Below are 20,577 nucleotides of genomic sequence, written 5' to 3'. Positions count from 1 at the left end.
CGGGGTGCTACCCGCTGCCGAATGGCCGGCTCCGACAAGAGCAACGTGCATGAAGGTTGAAGCAAGGGCGCATATCGGATCATCCTAGGTTTCATGAGTCTCTCCACCAGCGGTCTCGGCCTATCCGCCATGGGCGATTACGCCCACGACTGGGCCCTGGTCGACGTCGAGACCTCCGGTCTCATCGCCAGGCGGGACCGGGTGCTGTCCGTTGCGGTGGTGGCCGTCGGCCGGGACGGCGAGCGGACCGGGGAGTTCTCGACGCTGCTCAACCCCGGGTGTGATCCGGGGCCGGTGGACGTGCACGGGCTGACCGCCGAGCGGCTGCGGGGAGCGCCGACCTTCGACCAGGTCGCCGGGAAGATCGCCGAGATGCTCCGGGGCCGGGTTTTCGTGGCCCACAACGCCCAGTTCGACTACGACTTCCTGGCTCATGAATTCGCCCGCGCGCGGATGTGGCTGCCGGTGTCGCAGCGTCTCTGCACGCTGGCCCTCAGCCGTCAGGTGGATCCGCCGACGGACGACATGAAGCTGGGCACCCTCGCCGCCCACTACGGCGTGCCGCAGCAACGCGCGCACGACGCGCTGGACGACACCCGTGTGCTGGCCGGGATCCTGCGGGCTTCGCTGCGCGATGCGGCGCGGCTCGGTCTGCCGTTGCCGCTCGTCCCCTGTCCGCCGCGGCAGGACCCGTCGTTCGTGCCGCAGCCGCCCAAGACACCCTGCGCGTACAACAACCCGGGGCGCCTGATCCCCGGTGGGCCGCTCCGGCAGGGGATGAAGATCGCGATCACCGGTTCGACGGCTGTCTCCCGCGCCGAACTGGTCGCACGGGGCGTCTCCGCCGGGCTGAACATGATGAAGTCCGTCAGCCGGCACACCAGCGCTCTGGTCAGCAATGAGCCCGCGTCCGTAGCGGCGAAGGCCCGGCGTGCGGTCGCCGAAGGAGTGCCGGTCATCGACGAGCAGACGTTCCTTCGTCTGCTGGCCGACGTACGGCCCGGAACACCCCATGAGGGAGCGGCTGCCGCCGTCGCACCCGCACCGGAAGCGCCTTCTCTTCCTGCACCTTCCCTTCTTGTGCCTTCCCTTCCTGCGCCTCCCTCCGACGCGCCCGTTCCTGCCCCGCGTCGCCCCGTGCGTCCTGCCGCTACGCCGGGCAAGCCGCTGTCGGGGCGACGGGTGCTGGTCCTCGGTGGTACGCATGCCGTCGCCGTGGCGGCCCGTACGCGCGTCGTCGATCTGGGCGGGTCGGCGGCAGTCAATCTCTCGGCCAGCGTCACGGATGTCCTGCTGCTCCCCGGCGGGGAAGCGGACCGCCGCATGCGTCGCGTCACCACACTTGAGCTGCCGGTACGCGACCAGCGCTGGCTCGCCGCGCCGGCGATCACCGCTCAGGCCCCGTCCGCTGCCCGGTCGTACGAGCCACAGATCCTGCCGAGGGGCGGCGTCGTCGACCTGCCCGTGACGACCGGAACTCTCACAGCCGAGTGGCACGTCACCGCGGCCTGGGCGCCACAGGCCGGCTGCGAGATCGATGTCGTCGCCTTCCTCCTCGACGAGGAGGAACAGGTGATCTGTGACGAGGACTTCGTCTTCTACGGTGCTCCGGAGAGCCCGGCCGGGACGGTGCGCCTGCTCACCGGCGGCCCGGCCGAACAGAGCATCGCCATCGACCTCGGCTCGCTGCCGCCTGCCACCCGCAAGATCGTCGTCGCCGCGGCCATCGACGGCACCGCCACCTTCGGCGACGTCGGCGCGATCCAGATCGGCGCCGCCCCCGGCAGCAGCGGGGCGCCACTCGCCAGGGCCACCCTGGACGCCGCGACGACGGAACGCACCATGCTGCTCGCCGAGGTCTACCGCAGAGGCCCCCTGTGGCGTCTGCGCGCGGTCGGCCAGGGATACGACCACGGCCTCGGCACCCTGGCACGCGGGTACGGCGTCGACATCACGGACTGAGCCGCCCGTCGCTCCTACTGGCTGACGCTCCCCAGCCACAGCACGTCCCGGGCCCGTGTCATGGCCACGAAGAGCTGGCTGCGGAGCAGTTCTTCCCGTTCCCTTGCGGTTTCGGGGACCCCCGTGGTGCCGCAGCCGCCGGTAGCCGCTTCGTTCGCCAGGGCGGCGTCGTGCTGGGGCAGATAGACGTACTTGAACTCAAGGCCCTTGGCCCTGCGGTACGTACCGAGCTTCACCGAGTCGACGGCGCGGCCGTCGTAGTGTTCCAGCAGGCATACCGGGATGTCCCCCTGGCTCAGCAGCCGCTGGTAGTGGTCGATGGCCCGCATGGACGGGCACAGCACGGCGGCATCGGCTCGTGCCCCGTCCCGCAGGGCGCGCAGGGCATCCAGGAGCGCCTGGTCGTGTGCGTCCATGGTCGGCTTCGTCACACGGACGACCCGCCCGTCGTGGTAAGTGAGGTCGACCTCGCGGCGGCCGGGTGTACGCAAGCCGTCGATGTCCTCGAAAGCGTCGTCGGCCACGACCGTGAGCGCGGCGTCCAGAACCTGTTTGCTGTTGCGGTAGTTGGTTTTCAGTACCTGTCCGCGGTCACCGCGGATATCGACGCCGGCCTCGGCGAGGCGGAATCCGCCCGGATATACGGCCTGCTGGCCGTCACCGACGAGGAGCAGCCCGTTGGAGGCGTCACCGACGAGCGCGTGCAGGAGGCGGACGCCGACAAGTGTGAGGTCCTGGACCTCGTCCACGATGACGGACGTGTACGGGGACCGGTCCGCGTGACGCCTCGCTTCCGCCAGCGCGAGGGAGAGCACGTCGTTGAAGTCGTGCACACCCCGCTCGGTGCGCCGCGACTCGTACGCCTCGTACAGCTCCCACACCGCCTGTCGGTGCGCCCTGCGCAGGACCGTCCGGCGCCGGCGCCGGGGCACGCTCGCATACTCCTCGAAGGTGGTGATGCCACGGCCCTTGATGACGTGGTCGATCTCCTCCCGCCAGTAGCCCGGCCGCGGATCGATCTCGGCCAGGCGGCTACCGCGCCCGACGTGCTTCCAGGCGAGGCTGAAGGCGGTCTCGGCCTTGTCCCCGTGGAGCCGTACGGGGACGCCGCGCGCATGCAGGAATTCCTGCGCCCAGGAGTGCAGGCTGCGGAAATCCACCCGGTCCGCGACTGCCGGGGACATGGCCTTGAGGAAGGTGCCCTGCACGCGGGGCAGGTTGTTGGCGAACGTGACGTAGAGAATCCGGCCGCCGGTGCGCTTGGCCAGGTGGACCGCCCGGTGCAGCCCGACCACCGTCTTGCCCGTGCCCGCCGGACCGCTGATGCGCGCCGGGCCCGACCAGTTGCGGCGCACCAGTGCGACCTGGTCGGGGTGCAGGAAGGTCATCCACTGCTCGATCGGGGCCCGCAACGCCCCCTCCAGCGCCGCATCCCGCAGGCTTTCAAGGTCCAACAGGCCGTCGGCCATGACCTGTTGCTGGGTCACGGGTGTCGGTGGCGCCTTGTTCGTGACGGCCGATCCTTCGTAATCGGGGAAGACCCGTTCCAGGTGGTCGGCCATCGCACGGACCGACTCCGTACGCAGTCTGCGGCACTCCGACAGCAGCGCAGGACCGATCTCGTGTTCCCCCAGGAGCCGGATACGGCCGAGGGCGGTGTCGACCCGGTGCCCCGCGAACACCATGAGCGGCTGAACCGCCACGGGAGACATACCCAGCGACGCGACCGCGCTTTCGGCGGCTTTCGTCACCGCGAGCAGCTTTGCCGCGTGCTCGTCCCGCCGCTCGCCTCCGGCACAGAGTCTCCCGTCCGATACCTCGGGCGCAGAGCGCCAGTTCTTCACGTCGATGACGAAGACACCGCCGGGGCCCACCAGCAACATGTCCACATTGCCGGTGCGGGTCCCCGGCCATCGACGGTCCACGAGCAGGCGCCACCCGCGCTCCGTCAGCACCAGCAGCTGCGCCGCGATCCGCCGTTCGCCCTCGCTCGCCGCTTCCCATTGCTGAGCCTGCCGGCGGGCGGACTGCCACTGCTCCCGCAGCAGCCGCTCCTGTCGCCGCGCCTCTTGCGCCCTCCGCGACGCCGATCCGCCTGCCGCCATCCCGAGCCCCCCTCGTACGCGGTGCAGCGATCATAAGGCGCCCCACTACCGGAACGGCAGGGCTCACAAGAGCTCGGGGCCCTCGATCACCGGATCAAGCGGAACAGTTCATACAGTTCGTCCGCCGTACGAGCCGCAGCCAGCATGCGGCGGAAGCCGGCGTGGGCGGTGTGGCGGGCGAGGGTGGAGTATGCCTGGGTGTAGTTGGGGTGGGGTTTTGGTTTGTGGGGGGCTGTTAGGAGGAAGATGTCGCGGACCTGGTGGTTGTCGGCGCCGTGCCAGGCGAGTTCCGGTGATATTCGCGCGAAGGCTGCCGCCGGGGTGTTGACGGTGCGGTTGCGGGCGGTCAGCAGGGCGATGCCGTGGAAGCCGTGCGTGCCGTGGGTCAGGCAGGTGTGTAGTGCGCGGGTGAAGGTGCGGGGGTGGGAGATGGTTCCTGCGGCGTGGAGGTCGTGAGTCAGGATCTTCACGAGTTCGTTGGCGGTGCTTGCCTGGGCGTGGGGGTGGATTTGTTGTTTGGGTAAGTAGTCGGCGAGGGTTCGGGGGCTCGTCATGTCTTGGCCTGGGGGGACTCGCTGCGGGCCGGGCGGAGGATTCCCGCGGAGAAGGCTGCGGTTACGCAGAATGCTGCGGGGAGGAAGAAGGCCAGGTTCAGGGGGACGAGGTGGGTGAGGGGGCCGATGATTGCCGGGCCTGCCAGCATTCCTATGTAGCCCAGGCCGGCCACTCTGGAGACGTTCGCGCCCGACGATTCCGGGTCCACGTTGCCGGCCGCGGTGAAGAACTGCGGAATGCAGCCGGAGAGGCCGATTCCGAAGAGGGTCCAGCCGAGGAGGGCCAGGGGTATCCAGGGGGACAGTGCGGCGGCGGCGAGGCCGAGCGCCGCGAGGCCCGCGCCGTACCGGACGATGAAAACCCGGCCGAAACGCCCCACCACGCGGTCGGTGAGGAAACGGCCGACGGTCATGGCGGTGGCGAAACCGCCGTATGCCAGGGCGGCCGTGGCGGCGGGCGCGTCCAGGACGTCCTTGAGGTGGAGCACACTCCAGTCGTTCGCCACGCCTTCGCACAGCATGAGCAGCAGGGCGAGTACGCCCAGTGCCCAGACCTGGGAGGGTGTGCGGCGTTTGGTGGCGGCGCCGGTCTGCGAGGGATTCGTGGCTGGTGAGGAACGTTCGGGGGGCAGCATGCCGGGGACCAGGGCGAAGGTGATCAGTACGCCGGTCACCGCGACGGCGGCGAGGGTGGCGGAGGGGCGCCAGTCCCAGCTGATGGTGCGGGCGCCGACGAGCGACGCGATGACGCCGCCGACCGAGAACACCGCGTGGAAGGCCGACATCACCGGACGGCCGTAACCGCGCTCGACCTGAACAGCCTGGGTGTTCATGCTGACGTCCAGGCAGCCGTTGCCGAAGCCGAGGGCGAGGAGGGCCGCCGCCAGGGTCCAGGGCGAGTCCGCCAGGCCCGGGAGGACGACCATGGCGCTGCACAGGGCGCCGCCGGCCAGCACGATGGCGCGGCTGCCGAAGCGGTCGGCCAGCGCCCCGCAGACCTGCATGCCCGCGAAGGCGCCGCCGCCCAGGAAGAGCAGCATCCAGCCCAGTACGGCATGGGTGATGCCGACCTGGTGCTCGATCGCGGGGATGTGCACGATCCACATCCCCATCACGAAACCGTTGAGGGCGAAGGCCATGAAGGTGCAGGCGCGTGCGGTGCGCAGGCGCCGGGACGGCGGTGTCCCGGAGGGAGAGGAGAGGGAAGGCGCGAGGGGGGACCCGGCGGGCCTCCCGCCGGGCGACCCGTCAGGCGCTCCGGTGGCTGGTGCAGTCGATTCGCTCATCATCGGTGACCGTAACGCACATCATGTATGTTCGGGAAGGCTGTGAGCGGGTTCTCGACACCCTCCCGGCAGTGGGCAACGGAGCGTCACACGTGGACGATGTTCACGCCCGCCGCGCGCATTTCCTCCACCACCGGCGTGCCCTGGGCCGCGTCGGTCACCACCACGTCGAGCTGTTCGACCGAGCAGATGCGGCCGAGCGCCACCCGCCCCAGCTTCTCCGCGGTGGCCACCAGGATGATGCGCCGGGCCGCCCGCGCGGCCACCCGCTTCACGTGTACGTCGTCCAGGTTGTAGGCGGTCGCGCCGTTGGCCGCGTCCACGCCGCAGCACCCGAGGATGAAGGTGTCGTACCGCAGGTCCTCGAAGGTGCGCAGCGCCGTCTCCCCGTAGAAGGACAGCTCGCCGGGCCGGACCTGGCCGCCGGGGAGCAGCAGGCGGATGCCCTCGTGTTCGGCGAGCGGCATCGTCGCGTGCAGGGACAGCGGGGTGACGGTCAGCCGGCGGCCCGCCATGGCGTGCGCGACGGCGACGGCGGTGGTGCCGGTGTCCAGCGCGACGGTCTCCCCGTCGTTGAGCATCCGCACCACCACGTCGGCCAGCTTCGCCTTGGTCTCGCCGCCGACCATGGCCCGTACCGCGTACGGCGGTTCCACCCCGCTGAGCAGCGTGCTGACCGCGCCGCCGTGCACCCGGCGCAGGGCGCCCCGGGACTCCAGGAGTTCGAGGTCCCGGCGGATGGTCATCTCCGACGTCTTGGTGGAGCGGGCGAGTTCGGCCACGGAGGCCCGGTTGCGTTCGGCCAGCAGGGCCAGGATGAACCGGTGGCGTTCGGAGACATTCATGTCGCTGATGTAGCACATCAACACACCGGGTGCGAGTTTTCGCCCTTCCGTCCGTTGGGTGCGGAGGTCTGCGGAGGTGGTGATGGTTGACATGCGACCATGGCACGTGTGTACTCACACGCACCTTGTGTGAGTAGAAGTCGGCAGGGTGGGCCATGTGCGTCTCGCCGCCGGGAGCGGATTCGTGGAGGGGATGTCATGACCGCGGTGCTCTTCGACATGTTCGGCGTGCTCGCCCGGCACCAGTCACCGGCCGCCTGCGACCGGCTGGAGAACACGGCCGGGGTATGCGGTGACGCGTTCTGGGAAAGTTACTGGAATCTGCGGCAGCCTTACGACCGGGGCGACCAGAACGGTACGCAATATTGGCGGAAGGTCGCCGACGCGCTCGGTACACATTTCGACGAGGAGCGGATCGCGGAACTCATCGCCGCGGACGTGGCGAGCTGGAGCCGGGTCGACGAGGAAATGGTGGAGTACGTCGGGCAGCTGGCGGACCGCGGCACCACCATCGGCCTTCTGTCGAACATCCCGGTGGAATTGGCGGCGCATTACGAGGAACACCAGGAGTGGCTGAAGCGCTTCCCGGTCCTGGCCTTCTCCTGCCGCCTCGGCCACGCCAAGCCGGAGTCCGGCGCGTACACATGGTGCAGTACGGCCTTCGGCCTGCCGCCCGAGCGCATCCTGTTCGTCGACGACCGGGACGCCAACGTCCGGGCGGCGGAAGCGCTGGGCATGCGGGGTCATCTGTTCACGTCGTTGGCACAGTTGCGGCCGGTGTTGGACTGAGCCCGGCGGGTACGCGCCGTACATCGGCACGCGTCCCCTCATACCGGCGCCGGGGCGGGGAACCTGACACCCCCGCCCCGGCGCCTTGTCGTTGAATCGGCCGCTCCTTCCGGCCCCGTGCGCGCCCCCCTCCCATCCGCCCCGCTCCCCTACGTCCACGCAAACCCCGTTCAAAGCCCCACCAACGCTGTTTGAATTTTGCGTAAGGCATCGAAACGAATGGCGCTCTGTTCCGTATGCCGCTTCTTGGAGTGTTGTCGAAGGCCCGGTCCGCGTCGGCGACGGAACTGCGCCAACGTCCAATTGCTCGTTCGATCTGCCGTACAACTCCGCCGCGACGCAGGTCAGGAGCGCTCCCCTGATCCCCCCGGACCATGTGGCCCGCACACCCGCCTGATGCATTCCAGCCGATTGGCAATCGATCAGCCAAAATGAACACGCCCCCTGTTAGGGTCGGTCTCGTCAAAGCTTGAAGCGTCCGGCCCGCGCGTCGCTCTCCCGAGCCCACGCCGCGCACCGGACAGCACGAATCCATCCCACACCGCTGCCGGCGAGGTCCGGCCGCGCGGGTGTGCGTCCGCCTGTCGACAGCCGGAGCCGCCCGCCCCACGACGCCACAACCGGCCACGCGGCGATCCGGCACGCCCGGCAGCCCGGCGGCCCCGGCAGTCCACGCGCACCACGGCACGGCACCACCATGCCTTCACAAGGAGAACCGTTCATGGACACCACGAACGTCCGCGATCTGCTCTACTACCCGGTCAGCGCCCGGAAGATGGTCCGTGGCGAGGGGGTCTTCCTGTACGACGAGGACGGCAACGAATACCTCGACTGCGCCTCCGCCACCTTCAACCTGAGCCTGGGCTACTCCCATCCGGCCGTGATCGCGGCGATGAAGGAGCAGCTGGACGTCTTCGCCCATCTCACCTCGTCCGTGCAGAGCGAGCCGGTCAACGGGCTGGTGCGCCGGCTCGTGGAGGTCTCCCCCGGGAACCTGACCAAGGTGCATCCGAAGGTCTCCGGCGGCTCGACCGCCAATGAGGGCGCCATCAAGATGGCGCAGCACGCCACGGGGCGTTCGGAGGTCATCTCCCTGTTCCGCAGCCACCTCGGGCAGACCATGATGATGACCTCGATGTCGGGCAACGCGTTCCGCAAGGAGCCGTTCCCCTCGCTCTTTCCGCGCACCCTCCAGGTGCCGGACCCGTACTGCTTCCGTTGCTTCTACGGGCAGCGGCCGGACACCTGCGGGATGATGTGCGTCGACCGCATCGAGGATTTCCTGGAGTACGCCAGCACCGGTCGAGTTGCCGCCGTCATCGTCGAGCCGATCTCCGGCAACGGCGGCAACATCGTTCCGCCGGACGGCTATTTCCCGAAGTTACGGGCCTTCTGCGACGAGCACGACATCGTGCTGATCTTCGACGAGATCCAGACCGGCATCGGCCGTACGGGGCGGATGTTCGCGGCGCAGCACTTCGACGTGGAGCCGGACGCGATCACCACCGCCAAGGGGCTGGGCGGCTCGGGCGCCCAGGTGGCGGCGATCCTGACGAACGAGCGGCTGGCGGGTCTGCCGGCCGAGCACCACTCCTTCACCTACGGCGCCAACCTGCTGGCGGCCGCGGCGGCCAATGTCACCCTCGACATCGTCCGGCAGCCGGAGTTCCTGGCCAACGTACGGGCCACCGGCAACTACATCCTCGGCCGGCTCGCGGACATGCGGACCCGCTACCCGGCCATCGTGGACGTGCGCGGGGTCGGCCTCATGATCGGCTTCGAGATCGCGCACCCGGACGGCAAGCCCGCCGTCAAGCTGACCAACCACCTGGCGGGCGCGGCCGGGCAGCACGGCCTGATCCTGCGCACCTCACGGTACGGCTACGGCAATGTGCTCAAGATCCGGCCGCCGCTGATCCTCACCCTCGACCAGGCGGAGCTGCTGTGCGACCGCCTGGAGAGCCTGTTCCGCGCGGAGCTGTCCGTATGACGCCGACGACACCGATGAAGAAGCTGCTGACCGGTCTCGGCCGGCACGTCCGAGCCGAGCTGATGGCGTACGCCGACCGGGGACCCGTCCGGCAGGTGCACGGTGACTCGCCCGGCGGCGACGCCCAGTTCGACGTGGACGAGGTCGCCGAGCGCGCCGTACTGGATTATCTGCGCGCGCACGCCCACGTACCGCTCGCGCTCTACACGGAGGACGGTTCGCTGGTCGAGCTGGCACCCGACCCGGAGTACGTGCTGGTCGTGGACCCCATCGACGGCACCCGGCCGACCTCGGCGGGCCTGGAGATGGGCATGGTGTCGATCGCGGCGGCGCCGCTGACGTCGTCCGCGCCCACGCTGGACGATGTCACCGCGGCCCATCTGCTGGAGATCAAGTCCGGCGCCTGGATCCACGGCGACGACGAAGGGCTGTCGTACGGCGGGTTCCCGCACGCGCTGCCGCGACTGAGCCGTACCACCGACCCGGCGAAGATGTTCTGGTCGATCGAGTTCAACGGCCATCCGATGCACCTGATGACGGCGGCCTACGGACACCTGGTGGACCGGTCCGCGAACACCGGCGGCGTCTTCGTCTTCAACAGCGCCACGTTCTCGATCTCGCGCATCATCACCGGTCAGCTCGACGCGTACGTGGACATCGGCAACCGCGTGCTGCGCGACCACCCCGGGACCGAGGCGGCCTTCCTGGAGGCCGGGCGCGGATCGATCCTGCACCTGTTCCCGTACGACATCGCCGCCGCGGTCTACCTCGCCCAGCGCAGCGGGGTCACCATCACCGACGCGTACGGCGGCGACCTGGGCACCACCGCACTGCTCGACCTGGGCCCGATGAACCAGAAGTCGTGCGTCGCGGCGGCAACGCCCCAGCTGCACAAGGAACTGCTCGGCGCCATCCGGTGGGACATTCCGGGCGCCGCCCCCACGACCTCAGGAGGTACGCGATGAAGGCCCTGGTCCTGACCGGGCGGCGCACGGTGTCGCTGGTCGACCACCCGAAGCCGGCGGCCACGGCGCCCGACGACGTGGTGGTGCGGGTCGTGCAGACGGGCATCTGCGGCACCGACCGCAGCGTGCTGGTGGGCAAGTTCCCCGCCGAGCCGGGCGTGGTGATGGGGCACGAGGCGGTCGGTACCGTCGATGAGGTGGGGTCCGCGGTCACCGCGCACAAGCCGGGCGACCGGGTCGTCATCAACCCGACGCTGTACTGCGGCAGTTGTCCGTCCTGTCTGCGCGGGCACTGGGACTCCTGCGCCAACAAGGCCGGTACGGAGGTCGGGCTCGACCTGGACGGCGCGTTCGCCGAGTTCATCCGGCTGCCCGAACGGTTCGTGCACGCCGTGCCCGAGGACATGGACTTCGACCGGGCGGTGGGCGTGGAGCCGCTGGCCTGCGCGCTGAACAACGTCGAGGCGGGCCGTCTGCGGGCCGGTGAGACCGCGGTGATCGTCGGCGGCGGCCCGGTCGGCGTGGTCTGCGCGATGGCGGCCCAGTACTACGGCGCCCGGGTCCTGCTGACCGAGCCGGACCCGTACCGGCAGGAGCTGTGCCGTGCGGTGTTCGCCGAGGACTTCGGCGGCCGGGTCACCGTGCATCCGCCGGACGACCCGGACCTCGCCGGACGCGGTGACGTGGTCATCGACACCGTCGGCAACCTGCTGGAGCAGAGCATGGCGTACGCGGCGACGCGCGGCCGTGTGGTCGTCATGGGCTACAACAGCAAGGCGTCGGCCACCGTACGGCCGCTGGAGATCCTTCAGCGGGGGCTGCGGATCATCGGGGCCGGGGACTACAACAGCAGGCTGTTCCCCCGGGCGATCGAGCTGGCCCGGTGGCTGCCGCTGGAGCGGCTGGTGACCCACCGCTTCCCGCTGGAGCGGCACGAGGAGGCGTTCGCGGCCCTCGCCGCGGCGCCCGGGACCCCGTACTCGGCGCTCAAGGTGGTGCTCGTACCGGAGTGACCGCGGCGCGCAGCCCTTTTGGCCGGTGGGACACCTGCCGGCCAAAAGGGCCGTCGCGGCGTTCCCGTACGGATGCCCGCGTTCCCGGAGGGCTCCCACACGGCTGCCGGCCGGCGGCCCCTCAGGAGAAGTCGACGGCTGCCAGCACCGGGCCGGCGACGAGGAGCCCGTACTGGATCCAGATGGTGGTGCGCCGGGCGCGGTAGCCCGGAGTGTCGGGGATGCAGAACGAGGCCAGGCCCGCGACCGGGGAGAGCATCAGCGCCACGTGAGCCACGTCCGCCAGCGGCCCGCTCGCCCCGTCGCCGCTGTACGCCTGGTGGAGGACGATGATCGCGAACAGCACCCACGCGACGGCGAACAGCGGGAAGCCGAGGACGGCGAACACCCGCAGGGCCGCCTTGGAGGGCGCGAACGGGTCACTCTGCGGCAGACCGGTGGGAGCGGAGGCTGGGGTGGGCGAGGTCGAAGGGGCTGGTGTGCTCATGATCGCCAGTCTTCCCGCGGCGGGGCGGTGCCGTATCGGTGCGGGTACTCAGAGGAGCGGTGGGCGCGTACTCAGCCGCCCCCGTGCCCGGCCCCTATACGAGTGGCCGAAAGCGTATGGGTAAAGTCCGCCCCTGCCGCGAAAGATCCACCAGGGGGACGCGAGATGAGCACGATGTGGCTGTACGACCCGAGCCTGCGGGGCGGGCGCTGGGAAGCGCCGCCGGACGGGCGGGTGTTCCGCGAGATCCGGACGACGGTCGGCCAGACACCGCCGTACGACCGCAAGGCCGCGCGGACCGTCGCGTACGTCGAGCGGCATCTGCCGTCCGGAGGTCATGACGCCTACCGCACGGCGCGCAAGGACGGGGTGCGCGCTTTCGACCTGTGGGAATCGCCGTACCGGGAACGGCTGCTGGCACGGGTGGTCACGCGGGCCGCCGCCAAGGGGCAGCCCGCGTCCTACGAGGTGCAGGACGCGGACGGCGCGTCCCTGGCGGTCGTCACGCGGGCACCGGCCCGGAGCGACGGCGCGGGCCGGACCCGCTGGACGGTCCAGCAGACCGGCCGGGAACCCGCCGTCGGCCTCAAGGGGCGGCTCTTCTGGTGGTGGGTGTGGTGGCTGATCCTGCCCGTTCAGGTGCTCATCGCGGTCGGCAGCCTGGTGTCGGGCAGTGGTGACGGCGCCCGGATGCCGCGCCGTATCCGGTGGTACGCGGGCGGTCGGCGGACCCCGGTCCTGGACTGGGCGAGCGGCGTGGAGGACTTCGAGCTGGACGTACCGGCCGACGGGTGGGACCCCCGGGTGACCGCCGCCCTCGTCGCCCTGCTGACCAGCCACGCGGGCCTTCTCGGCACGGCGTGGGACGAGGCGGAGCGGTAACGCCGCAGGTATCGCGGGGCTCTCGGCGCCCGTCCGGCCACCGTCGGCCATGCCCCGGCCGGTGAACGCTGCGAATCTCCGCCCTCTGAGCGCCTGGTGTCGCCAACCGCCCCCGCAGCAGAGATCTGCCCGTCTCCCACCCCTTTCTGCCAAGGTTGCGAAGCCCCGCCACCCGTACGGCCACTAAGGTGTGCCGCGCGGCAGCGACGGAGGGGGCACCGTGAGCAAGATCTACGCCGGGGCGCGGCTGCGCCGGCTGCGGGAGGAGCGGGGGCTCAGCCAGGCCGCGCTGGCCCGCATACTGGCCATCTCGCCCAGCTACCTGAACCAGATGGAGCACGACTCGCGGCCGCTGACCGTGCCCGTACTGCTGCGGCTGACCGAGGCGTTCGGGGTGGACCCGGGGTTCTTCGCCGAGCGGGACACCAGCCGCGTGCTGGCGGACCTGCGCGAGGCGCTGGCCGACGAGCTGGCCGCCGCCCAGGTCTCCCCCGCCGAGCTGTCCGAACTCGCCTCGCGGCAGCCCGCCGTGGCCTCCGTCCTGCTGGATCTGGGGCGGCGCAACCGGGCGCTGACCGAGCGGCTGGCGGAGGTGGCGGAGGGGCGGGACGGGACTGCCGACCCGGCCGCGCCGCTGTCGCCGCACGAGGAGATCCGCGAGTTCTTCTACCGGCGGCAGAACTATCTGCACGAAGCGGATACCGCCGCCGAGGCGCTCGCCGCCGAACTGGGCATCCGCCCCGGCGAGGTGGGGCGCGCGCTGGCCGCCCGGCTCACCGAGCGGCACGGCGTACGCATCCTCGACACCCCCGACGGGCCGCTGCACCACTACGACCCGGCCGCCCGGGTGCTGCGCCTGTCGGCGGGGCTGCGCCCCGGCCAGCGGGCCTTCCGCATGGCGACCCAGCTGGCCCTGCTGGAGGCCGGTGACGAGCTGTCGCGGCCCGCCTCGGAGGACTTCGAGGAGGGGTCGGCCACCTGGTCGCTGGCCCGGATCGGCGTGGCCAACTACTTCGCGGCGGCGCTGGTGCTGCCGTACGGGCCGTTCCACGCCGCGGCGGAGGAACTGCGGTACGACATCGAGCGGCTGACCGACCGCTTCGGCCTCGGCTACGAGACGGTGTGCCACCGGCTGAGCACCTTGCAGCGGCCGCGCCGGCGCGGGGTGCCGTTCTCGTTCGTACGGGTCGACCGGGCGGGCAACATGTCCAAGCGACAGTCCGCGACCGGCTTCCACTTCTCGCGGGCGGGCGGCACGTGCCCGCTGTGGAACGTCTACGAGGCGTTCACCGCGCCCAGCCGCATCCATGTGCAGATCGCGGCGATGCCGGACGGCCGCCGCTATCTGTGGACGGCGCGTACGGTCACCCGGCACCGCGGCGGCTGGGGCGATCCGGGCAAGACCTTCGCCATCGGCCTGGGCTGCGAGATCCGGCACGCGTCGCGGCTCGTCTACTCCGACGGGCTGGACCTGGACAACGCCGCGGCGGCCACGCCGATCGGCATGGGCTGCCGGGTCTGCGAACGGCTGGAGTGCCCGCAGCGGTCCGTGCCGCCGCTCGGCCGGGCACTGGTCATCGACGAGAACCGCAGCACGTTCGTGCCGTATCCGGTGCGGGGGGACTGAGGCCGGCGGCCGGCCGCTCTGGACTTACTAGGGCGTCCAACTATATGTTCGTGAGCACGGCCCGCGGTGCAGGGAAGCCGGTGCGAAACCGGCGCGGTCCCGCCACTGTGACCGGGGAGTGCGCCGCCGAGCAGGACGCCACTGACGCGAACGCGTCGGGAAGGCGGGCGGCGCGCGGTGATCCGGAAGCCAGGATACCGGCCGCGGGTGTTTCTTCCGTGTTGTCCACGAGGATGGAGCAGACACGCATGGCACCGGTGCGTACCCACGGCCCAGGTGATCCGGCCCGGCCCGCGGCACCGCCCGCGGACTGACGGTTCCACGCCTTTCGCGTCCCACGGCCCCGCCGCGTGCCGCGCGCCCTCCGCGCCGCTCGCGCGCCCGGCCGTGCCATCCCCGGGTCTCACCTGACGAGAGCAGGCTCCCATGGTCCGAGAACTGACCCATTTCATCGGCGGCAAGCACACACCGGGAACATCGGGTGCATACGGCGATGTGTACGACCCCAACACCGGCACCGTGCAGGCCCGCGTCCCGCTCGCGGACCGGGACGAGACGACGGCCGCGATCGCCGACGCGGCGGCGGCACAGCCGGAGTGGGGCGAGTGGAACCCGCAGCGGCGCGCCCGGGTGCTGCTCGAATTCCTGCGCCTGGTCGAGGGCGAGCGGGAGTCGCTGGCCCGGCTGCTGTCGGGCGAGCACGGCAAGACGATCCCGGACGCGCACGGCGATCTTCAGCGCGGGCTGGAGGTGGTGGAGTTCGCGGCCGGTATCCCGCACCTGCTCAAGGGCGAGTTCACCGACAACGCGGGGACCGGCATCGATGTGCACTCGCTGCGCCGCCCCATCGGTGTGGTCGCCGGGATCACCCCGTTCAACTTCCCCGCGATGATCCCGCTGTGGCAGGCCGCACCGGCCCTCGCTTGCGGCAACGCGTTCGTGCTCAAGCCGTCCGAGCGGGCGCCGTCGGTGCCGCTGCGGCTGGCCGAACTGTTCCTGGAGGCGGGGTTGCCGCCGGGTGTCCTCAACGTCGTGCACGGCGGCAAGGAGTCGGTGGACACGCTGCTGGAGGACCCGCGCGTCGAGGCGCTGGGCTTCGTCGGCTCGACGCCCGTCGCCGCGCACATCTACGCGACCGCCGCGGCGCACGGCAAGCGCGCCCAGTGCTTCGGCGGCGCCAAGAACCACCTGATCGTGATGCCGGACGCCGACCTCGACCAGGCGGTGGACGCGCTGGTCGGCGCCGGGTACGGGTCGGCGGGCGAGCGCTGCATGGCGGTCTCGGTCGCCGTACCGGTGGGCGAGGAGACGGCCGAGGCGCTGGTGGCGCGGCTCAAGGAGCGGATCGGCACGCTGCGCATCGGCCGCAGCGACGACCCGCACGCCGACTTCGGGCCGCTGGTCGGCCGGGACGCGCTGGACCGGGTGCGCGCGTATGTCGACCTCGGCGTCACGGAGGGCGCCGAACTGGTCGTGGACGGTCGGGGCTTCACGCTGCCCGGCCACGAGGACGGCTTCTTCGCGGGCGCCTCGCTCTTCGACCGGGTCACCCCGGACGTGCGCATCTATCAGGAGGAGATCTTCGGGCCGGTGCTGTCGGTGGTACGGGCGGCGGACTACGAGGAGGCGGTGCGGCTGCCCACGGAGCACCCGTACGGCAACGGCGTGGCGATCTTCACCCGGGACGGGGACACCGCACGGGACTTCGGCCGCCGGGTGAACACCGGCATGGTCGGCGTCAACGTCCCGATCCCGGTGCCGGTCGCGTACCACACCTTCGGCGGCTGGAAGCGGTCCGGCTTCGGCGACCTGAACCAGCACGGCCCGGACGCGATCCGCTTCTGCACCCGCACCAAGACCGTCACCTCGCGCTGGCCCTCCGGGGTCAAGGAAGGCGCGAGCTTCACCATCCCGACGATGGGCTGAGCGCGATGAGCGTCATGACCACCGCCACCACGACCGCATCCCTCACCCCGGACCAGCTCGCCATCGTGGAGACGACGCTGGACTTCGCGCAGGAGCACATCGCGCCGCACGCCGTGGCCTGGGACCAGGACAAGCACTTCCCCGTGGACGTGCTGCGCAGGGCCGCCGCGCTGGGGCTCGGCGGGATCTACGTACGGGAGCGGTCCGGCGGCTCCGCGCTGAGCCGGGCGGACGGCGTGCTGGTCTTCGAGGTGCTGGCCACCGCCTGCCCGTCCATCGCGGGCTATCTGTCCATCCACAACATGGTCGCCTGGATGATCGACCGGTACGGCGACGAGGCGCAGCGCGCCCGCCTGCTGCCCGGCCTGTGTTCGATGGCGGACCTGGGCAGCTACTGCCTGACCGAGCCGGGCGCCGGGTCCGACGCGGCGGCGCTGCGCACCCGCGCGGTGCGCGACGGCGACGACTATGTGCTCACCGGCGTCAAGCAGTTCATCTCCGGTGCCGGGACCTCGCGGGTGTACGTGGTGATGGCCCGTACCGGCGAGGACGGTCCGGGCGGCATCTCCGCGTTCATCGTCGAGCGGGACGATCCGGGGCTCTCGTTCGGCCCGAACGAGAAGAAGATGGGCTGGAACGCGCAGCCCACCCGGCAGGTGATCCTCGACGAGGTGCGTGTCCCCGCCGATCGGCGGCTCGGCGCGGAGGGCGACGGTTTCCGCATCGCGATGAGCGGCCTGAACGGCGGCCGGCTCGGCATCGCCGCCTGCTCCCTCGGCGGTGGGCAGAGCGCCCTGCACGCGGCGCAGGCGTACCTCGCGGACCGGGAGGCGTTCGGCGGGCGGCTGCTGGACGCACAGGCGCTGCAATTCCGCCTCGCCGACATGGCGACGGAGCTGGCCGCCGCCCGCGCGCTGGTGCGGCAGGCGGCCGAGTCACTGGACCGGGGCGATCCGCAGGCGCCACAGCTGTGCGCGATGGCCAAGCGGTTCGCCACCGACACGGGCTACTCCGTCGCCGACCGCGCGCTGCAACTGCACGGCGGCTACGGCTACCTGAGTGAATACGGCATGGAGAAGATCGTCCGCGATCTTCGTGTCCATCGGATCCTGGAAGGGACGAACGAGATCATGCGCCTGATCGTGGCCCGCGGGCTGACCGGAGCGGGGGCCGGCGGCGGCCGTACCAAGACCGGGACGGGGGCCGCCCGATGACCGGCACCCCTGTACGCGACGGCTCTGCGACGCCCGGCGACTGCGTACTCCTGCGGACCGAAGGCCGCGCGGCGTACCTCACCCTCAACCGCCCCAAGGCCCTCAACGCCCTCGACCACACCATGGTGCGCCGGATCGGCGCGGCGCTGGCCGGGTGGGAGCACGACCCGGCGGTGGAGACCGTGGTGATCGGCGGCGCGGGTGAGCGCGGGCTGTGCGCGGGCGGGGACATCCGCGCCATCCACGAGGACGCGCGGTCCGGCGGCGGCGCGGCGTCCGCGGCGTTCTGGCGTGACGAGTACCGGCTCAACGCCCGTATCGCGCGCTATCCCAAGCCGTACGTCGCCGTCATGGACGGCATCGTGATGGGCGGCGGCGTCGGCGTCTCGGCGCACGGCAGCGTCCGGATCGTCACCGAACGGTCCAAGGTCGCCATGCCCGAGACCGGCATCGGCTTCGTACCTGACGTCGGCGGTACGTATCTGCTGGGGCTGGCGCCCGGCGAACTGGGCACCCATCTGGCGCTGACCGGCGCGCCGGTCAGGGCCGGGGACGCGCTGCTGTGCGGGCTCGCCGACCACTTCGTCCCGTCGGAGCGGGTGGCGCGGCTGGTGGCGGACCTCGCCGCCGCGCCGGTGCCCGAGGTGCTGCCCCGCTACGTACAGGACGCGCCGGGCGGCGAACTGGCGGCCCACCGGGAGTGGATCGACCACTGCTACGCGGCCGGCACCGTCGAGGAGATCGTGGACCGGCTGCTCGGCAGCGGCGTCCCGGAGGCCAAGGAGGCCGCCGAGACGATCCTCGCCAAGTCCCCCACCGCGCTGAAGGTGACCCTGGCCGCGCTGCGCCGGGCCCGTGACCTGGGGCCGCTGGAACGCGTCCTGGACCAGGAGTACCGCGTCTCGTGCGCGGCGCTGTCCGCACCGGACCTGGTCGAGGGCATCCGCGCCCAGGTGATCGACAAGGACCGTACGCCGCGCTGGTCCCCCGCCACCCTCGCCGAGGTCACGGACGAGGACGTGGCCCGGTTCTTCGCACCGCTCGGCGACGACGAGCTGGGGCTCGCCGACGGTGCCGGTACACAGGAGGTGCCGTGGTGAGCGCATCGGCGGACAACGGGACCGGCACGGTCGGGTTCATCGGACTCGGCAACATGGGCGGGCCGATGGCGGCCAACCTGGTCGAGGCCGGTCACCGGGTGACCGGTTTCGACCTCGTACCGGAGACGCTGGCGGCGGCTGCCGAGGCCGGTGTCGGGCCCGCCCCGTCGGCGACCGCGGCCGCGGCGGACGCGGACGTGGTGATCACCATGCTGCCCGCCGGACGCCACGTCCTGGCGCTCTACGAGGACGGCGGTCTGCTCGCCGCGGCCCGCCCCGGCACCCTGTTCGTGGACTGCTCGACCATCGACGTGGCCGACGCCCGCGCCGCCCACGAAGCCGCCGTACGCGCGGGGCACCAGGCACTGGACGCACCGGTCTCGGGCGGCGTGGTCGGGGCCGAAGCGGGCACGCTGACGTTCATGGCGGGCGGCGGCGCGGCCGAGTTCGCGCGGGCCGAACCGCTGCTCGCCGCGATGGGCCGGAGGGCGGTGCACTGCGGCGCGGCGGGCGCCGGACAGGCCGCGAAGATCTGCAACAACATGATCCTCGGCATCTCGATGATCGGAGTCAGCGAGGCGTTCGTCCTCGGCGAGAGCCTGGGCCTGTCCCATCAGGCCCTGTACGACGTGGCGTCCACGGCGAGCGGGCAGTGCTGGGCACTCAGCGTCAACTGCCCGGTGCCGGGCCCGGTGCCGGCCAGCCCCGCCAACCGCGACTACCGCCCCGGCTTCGCGGCACCGCTGATGGCCAAGGATCTGGGCCTAGCCGCGAACGCGGTCCGCGCGGGCGGCGTGCAGGCCGAACTCGGCCTGCGCGCGGCCGAGTTGTACGCGGCGTTCGCCGAGGGGCGCGGCGCGGCGGAGGACTTCTCCGGGATCATCCGAACGATCAGGCAGCAGTCCGGCGGCGCACCGAAACCACAGCAGACCGAGCAGAACGGGACGTCCGCATGACCGACACCATCCCGGCCGGCACCATCCCGGCCGGCACCATCCCGGCCGGCACCATCCCGGCCGACACCAAGGCTCAGCCGTACGAGACGATCCTCCTCGAACGCACCGGCCGCACCGCGCTGCTCACCCTCAACCGCCCCAAGGCACTCAACGCCCTCAACCTCCAGGTGATGAACGAGGTCGTGGCGGCGACCGCGGAGCTGGACCGCGACCCGGACATCGGCTGCATCATCATCACGGGATCGCCGAAGGCGTTCGCGGCCGGGGCCGACATCAAGGAGATGCGGCCGCAGTCGTACATGGACATGTATCTCAGCGACTGGTTCACCGCCTGGGACCGGCTGGGCGACCTGCGCACACCGACTGTCGCGGCGGTGGCCGGGCACGCCCTGGGCGGCGGCTGCGAGCTGGCCATGCTCTGCGACATCCTGCTCGCCGCCGACACCGCGGTCTTCGGCCAGCCCGAGATCAAGCTCGGCGTCATCCCCGGCATCGGCGGCTCACAGCGGCTGACCCGCGCCGTGGGCAAGGCCAAGGCGATGGAACTGTGCCTGACCGGCCGCACGATGGACGCGGCGGAGGCCGAACGGGCCGGCCTGGTCTCCCGGATCGTGCCCGCCGCCGACCTGCTGACCGAGGCCCGCGCCGTGGCGGAGCAGGTGGCCGCGATGTCCGCGCCGGTGGCGATGATGGCCAAGGAGGCCGTCAACCGCGCCTTCGAAACCACCCTCGCCGAAGGCGTCCGCTTCGAGCGCCGGCTGTTCCACGCGGTGTTCGCCACGGAGGACCAGAAGGAGGGGATGGCGGCGTTCGTGGAGAAGCGGGGGGCGGAGTTCCGGCACCGCTAGGGCGTTTTCGGCACAGAGGCGCCCGCCC

At 71.2% G+C, this 20,577-nt stretch carries 17 protein-coding genes and 1 riboswitch; of the genes, 12 read left to right on the top strand and 5 right to left on the bottom strand.

Annotated elements, in window-relative coordinates; genetic code table 11:
* The first annotated feature begins 93 nt into the window (after nucleotides 1-93).
* Nucleotides 94-1,962, top strand: coding sequence for a TerD family protein (locus tag ADK86_RS12830; RefSeq protein WP_053696708.1), 1,869 nt, complete (start codon nucleotides 94-96; stop codon nucleotides 1,960-1,962).
* Between the two features lie 14 nt (nucleotides 1,963-1,976).
* Here the strand turns inward: ADK86_RS12830 and ADK86_RS12825 are convergent, their stop codons facing one another.
* The 4 genes from ADK86_RS12825 to ADK86_RS12810 all read right to left on the bottom strand — a co-directional run bounded on the left by ADK86_RS12825 (nucleotide 1,977) and on the right by ADK86_RS12810 (nucleotide 6,752).
* Nucleotides 1,977-4,067 (bottom strand): UvrD-helicase domain-containing protein, encoded by a 2,091-nt coding sequence (locus ADK86_RS12825; protein WP_053696707.1) that lies wholly within the window; start codon nucleotides 4,065-4,067, stop codon nucleotides 1,977-1,979.
* An 86-nt stretch (nucleotides 4,068-4,153) separates the two neighbouring features.
* The gene (locus ADK86_RS12820; protein ID WP_078952018.1) at nucleotides 4,154-4,621 is read right to left on the bottom strand and encodes a PTS sugar transporter subunit IIA; all 468 of its coding nucleotides are present in this window, start codon (nucleotides 4,619-4,621) and stop codon (nucleotides 4,154-4,156) included.
* Complete coding sequence (locus ADK86_RS12815; protein ID WP_053696705.1) at nucleotides 4,618-5,760, bottom strand: MFS transporter; 1,143 nt, start codon at nucleotides 5,758-5,760, stop codon at nucleotides 4,618-4,620. Before ADK86_RS12815 ends, ADK86_RS12820 begins: the two co-directional genes overlap by 4 nt.
* Before the next feature lie 233 nt (nucleotides 5,761-5,993).
* Complete coding sequence (locus ADK86_RS12810; RefSeq protein ID WP_053696719.1) at nucleotides 5,994-6,752, bottom strand: DeoR/GlpR family DNA-binding transcription regulator; 759 nt, start codon at nucleotides 6,750-6,752, stop codon at nucleotides 5,994-5,996.
* Between the two features lie 198 nt (nucleotides 6,753-6,950).
* On the opposite strand from ADK86_RS12810, the gene ADK86_RS12805 reads away from it, so the two are divergent.
* The 4 genes from ADK86_RS12805 (at nucleotide 6,951) to ADK86_RS12790 (ending at nucleotide 11,509) form a co-directional block, all read left to right on the top strand.
* Nucleotides 6,951-7,541, top strand: coding sequence for an HAD family hydrolase (locus ADK86_RS12805; RefSeq protein WP_053696704.1), 591 nt, complete (start codon nucleotides 6,951-6,953; stop codon nucleotides 7,539-7,541).
* Between the two features lie 721 nt (nucleotides 7,542-8,262).
* The gene (locus tag ADK86_RS12800) at nucleotides 8,263-9,531 is read left to right on the top strand and encodes an aspartate aminotransferase family protein (protein WP_053696703.1); all 1,269 of its coding nucleotides are present in this window, start codon (nucleotides 8,263-8,265) and stop codon (nucleotides 9,529-9,531) included.
* Entirely contained in the window at nucleotides 9,528-10,496 is a 969-nt protein-coding gene (locus ADK86_RS12795; protein WP_234345827.1) for an inositol monophosphatase family protein, read from the top strand. Before ADK86_RS12800 ends, ADK86_RS12795 begins: the two co-directional genes overlap by 4 nt.
* The gene (locus tag ADK86_RS12790; protein WP_053696701.1) at nucleotides 10,493-11,509 is read left to right on the top strand and encodes a zinc-dependent alcohol dehydrogenase; all 1,017 of its coding nucleotides are present in this window, start codon (nucleotides 10,493-10,495) and stop codon (nucleotides 11,507-11,509) included. Before ADK86_RS12795 ends, ADK86_RS12790 begins: the two co-directional genes overlap by 4 nt.
* Nucleotides 11,510-11,630: 121 nt before the next feature.
* On the opposite strand, the gene ADK86_RS12785 is transcribed toward ADK86_RS12790, so the two are convergent.
* Nucleotides 11,631-11,996, bottom strand: coding sequence for a hypothetical protein (locus tag ADK86_RS12785; RefSeq protein ID WP_159393844.1), 366 nt, complete (start codon nucleotides 11,994-11,996; stop codon nucleotides 11,631-11,633).
* Between the two features lie 165 nt (nucleotides 11,997-12,161).
* On the opposite strand from ADK86_RS12785, the gene ADK86_RS12780 reads away from it, so the two are divergent.
* The 7 genes from ADK86_RS12780 (at nucleotide 12,162) to ADK86_RS12750 (ending at nucleotide 20,549) form a co-directional block, all read left to right on the top strand.
* Nucleotides 12,162-12,878, top strand: coding sequence for a hypothetical protein (locus tag ADK86_RS12780; protein WP_078952016.1), 717 nt, complete (start codon nucleotides 12,162-12,164; stop codon nucleotides 12,876-12,878).
* A gap of 220 nt (nucleotides 12,879-13,098) precedes the next feature.
* A complete protein-coding gene (locus ADK86_RS12775) occupies nucleotides 13,099-14,505 on the top strand; it encodes a short-chain fatty acyl-CoA regulator family protein (RefSeq protein ID WP_053696699.1) in 1,407 nt (468 codons plus the stop codon).
* 40 nt (nucleotides 14,506-14,545) lie between these two features.
* Nucleotides 14,546-14,726, top strand: a riboswitch (cobalamin riboswitch).
* A gap of 205 nt (nucleotides 14,727-14,931) precedes the next feature.
* The gene (locus ADK86_RS12770) at nucleotides 14,932-16,431 is read left to right on the top strand and encodes a CoA-acylating methylmalonate-semialdehyde dehydrogenase (RefSeq protein ID WP_053696698.1); all 1,500 of its coding nucleotides are present in this window, start codon (nucleotides 14,932-14,934) and stop codon (nucleotides 16,429-16,431) included.
* A gap of 5 nt (nucleotides 16,432-16,436) precedes the next feature.
* Entirely contained in the window at nucleotides 16,437-17,645 is a 1,209-nt protein-coding gene (locus ADK86_RS12765) for an acyl-CoA dehydrogenase family protein (protein WP_107088466.1), read from the top strand.
* A complete protein-coding gene (locus tag ADK86_RS12760; RefSeq protein ID WP_053696696.1) occupies nucleotides 17,642-18,745 on the top strand; it encodes an enoyl-CoA hydratase/isomerase family protein in 1,104 nt (367 codons plus the stop codon). The genes ADK86_RS12765 and ADK86_RS12760 overlap by 4 nt, the downstream gene beginning before the upstream one ends.
* The gene (mmsB, locus tag ADK86_RS12755) at nucleotides 18,742-19,701 is read left to right on the top strand and encodes a 3-hydroxyisobutyrate dehydrogenase (RefSeq protein WP_078952021.1); all 960 of its coding nucleotides are present in this window, start codon (nucleotides 18,742-18,744) and stop codon (nucleotides 19,699-19,701) included. The genes ADK86_RS12760 and mmsB overlap by 4 nt, the downstream gene beginning before the upstream one ends.
* Nucleotides 19,698-20,549, top strand: coding sequence for an enoyl-CoA hydratase (locus ADK86_RS12750; protein ID WP_053696695.1), 852 nt, complete (start codon nucleotides 19,698-19,700; stop codon nucleotides 20,547-20,549). The genes mmsB and ADK86_RS12750 overlap by 4 nt, the downstream gene beginning before the upstream one ends.
* The last annotated feature ends 28 nt before the right edge of the window (nucleotides 20,550-20,577 follow it).

The organism is Streptomyces sp. NRRL F-5755, from assembly GCF_001279365.1.
Taxonomy (GTDB): Bacteria; Actinomycetota; Actinomycetes; order Streptomycetales; family Streptomycetaceae; genus Streptomyces; species Streptomyces rimosus.
Note: the sequence above shows the minus strand (reverse complement) of the source record. Positions and strands in the feature narration are given on the sequence as shown.

Excerpts from the sequence above, each read along its gene's own strand:
- ADK86_RS12830 (WP_053696708.1), top strand. The coding sequence starts at position 94 with ATGAGTCTCTCCACCAGCGGTCTCGGCCTATCCGCCATGGGCGATTAC.
- ADK86_RS12825 (WP_053696707.1), bottom strand. The coding sequence starts at position 4,067 with ATGGCGGCAGGCGGATCGGCGTCGCGGAGGGCGCAAGAGGCGCGGCGA.
- ADK86_RS12820 (WP_078952018.1), bottom strand. The coding sequence starts at position 4,621 with ATGACGAGCCCCCGAACCCTCGCCGACTACTTACCCAAACAACAAATC.
- ADK86_RS12815 (WP_053696705.1), bottom strand. The coding sequence starts at position 5,760 with ATGGCCTTCGCCCTCAACGGTTTCGTGATGGGGATGTGGATCGTGCAC.
- ADK86_RS12810 (WP_053696719.1), bottom strand. The coding sequence starts at position 6,752 with ATGAATGTCTCCGAACGCCACCGGTTCATCCTGGCCCTGCTGGCCGAA.
- ADK86_RS12805 (WP_053696704.1), top strand. The coding sequence starts at position 6,951 with ATGACCGCGGTGCTCTTCGACATGTTCGGCGTGCTCGCCCGGCACCAG.
- ADK86_RS12800 (WP_053696703.1), top strand. The coding sequence starts at position 8,263 with ATGGACACCACGAACGTCCGCGATCTGCTCTACTACCCGGTCAGCGCC.
- ADK86_RS12795 (WP_234345827.1), top strand. The coding sequence starts at position 9,528 with ATGACGCCGACGACACCGATGAAGAAGCTGCTGACCGGTCTCGGCCGG.
- ADK86_RS12790 (WP_053696701.1), top strand. The coding sequence starts at position 10,493 with ATGAAGGCCCTGGTCCTGACCGGGCGGCGCACGGTGTCGCTGGTCGAC.
- ADK86_RS12785 (WP_159393844.1), bottom strand. The coding sequence starts at position 11,996 with ATGAGCACACCAGCCCCTTCGACCTCGCCCACCCCAGCCTCCGCTCCC.
- ADK86_RS12780 (WP_078952016.1), top strand. The coding sequence starts at position 12,162 with ATGAGCACGATGTGGCTGTACGACCCGAGCCTGCGGGGCGGGCGCTGG.
- ADK86_RS12770 (WP_053696698.1), top strand. The coding sequence starts at position 14,932 with ATGGTCCGAGAACTGACCCATTTCATCGGCGGCAAGCACACACCGGGA.
- ADK86_RS12765 (WP_107088466.1), top strand. The coding sequence starts at position 16,437 with ATGAGCGTCATGACCACCGCCACCACGACCGCATCCCTCACCCCGGAC.
- ADK86_RS12760 (WP_053696696.1), top strand. The coding sequence starts at position 17,642 with ATGACCGGCACCCCTGTACGCGACGGCTCTGCGACGCCCGGCGACTGC.
- ADK86_RS12750 (WP_053696695.1), top strand. The coding sequence starts at position 19,698 with ATGACCGACACCATCCCGGCCGGCACCATCCCGGCCGGCACCATCCCG.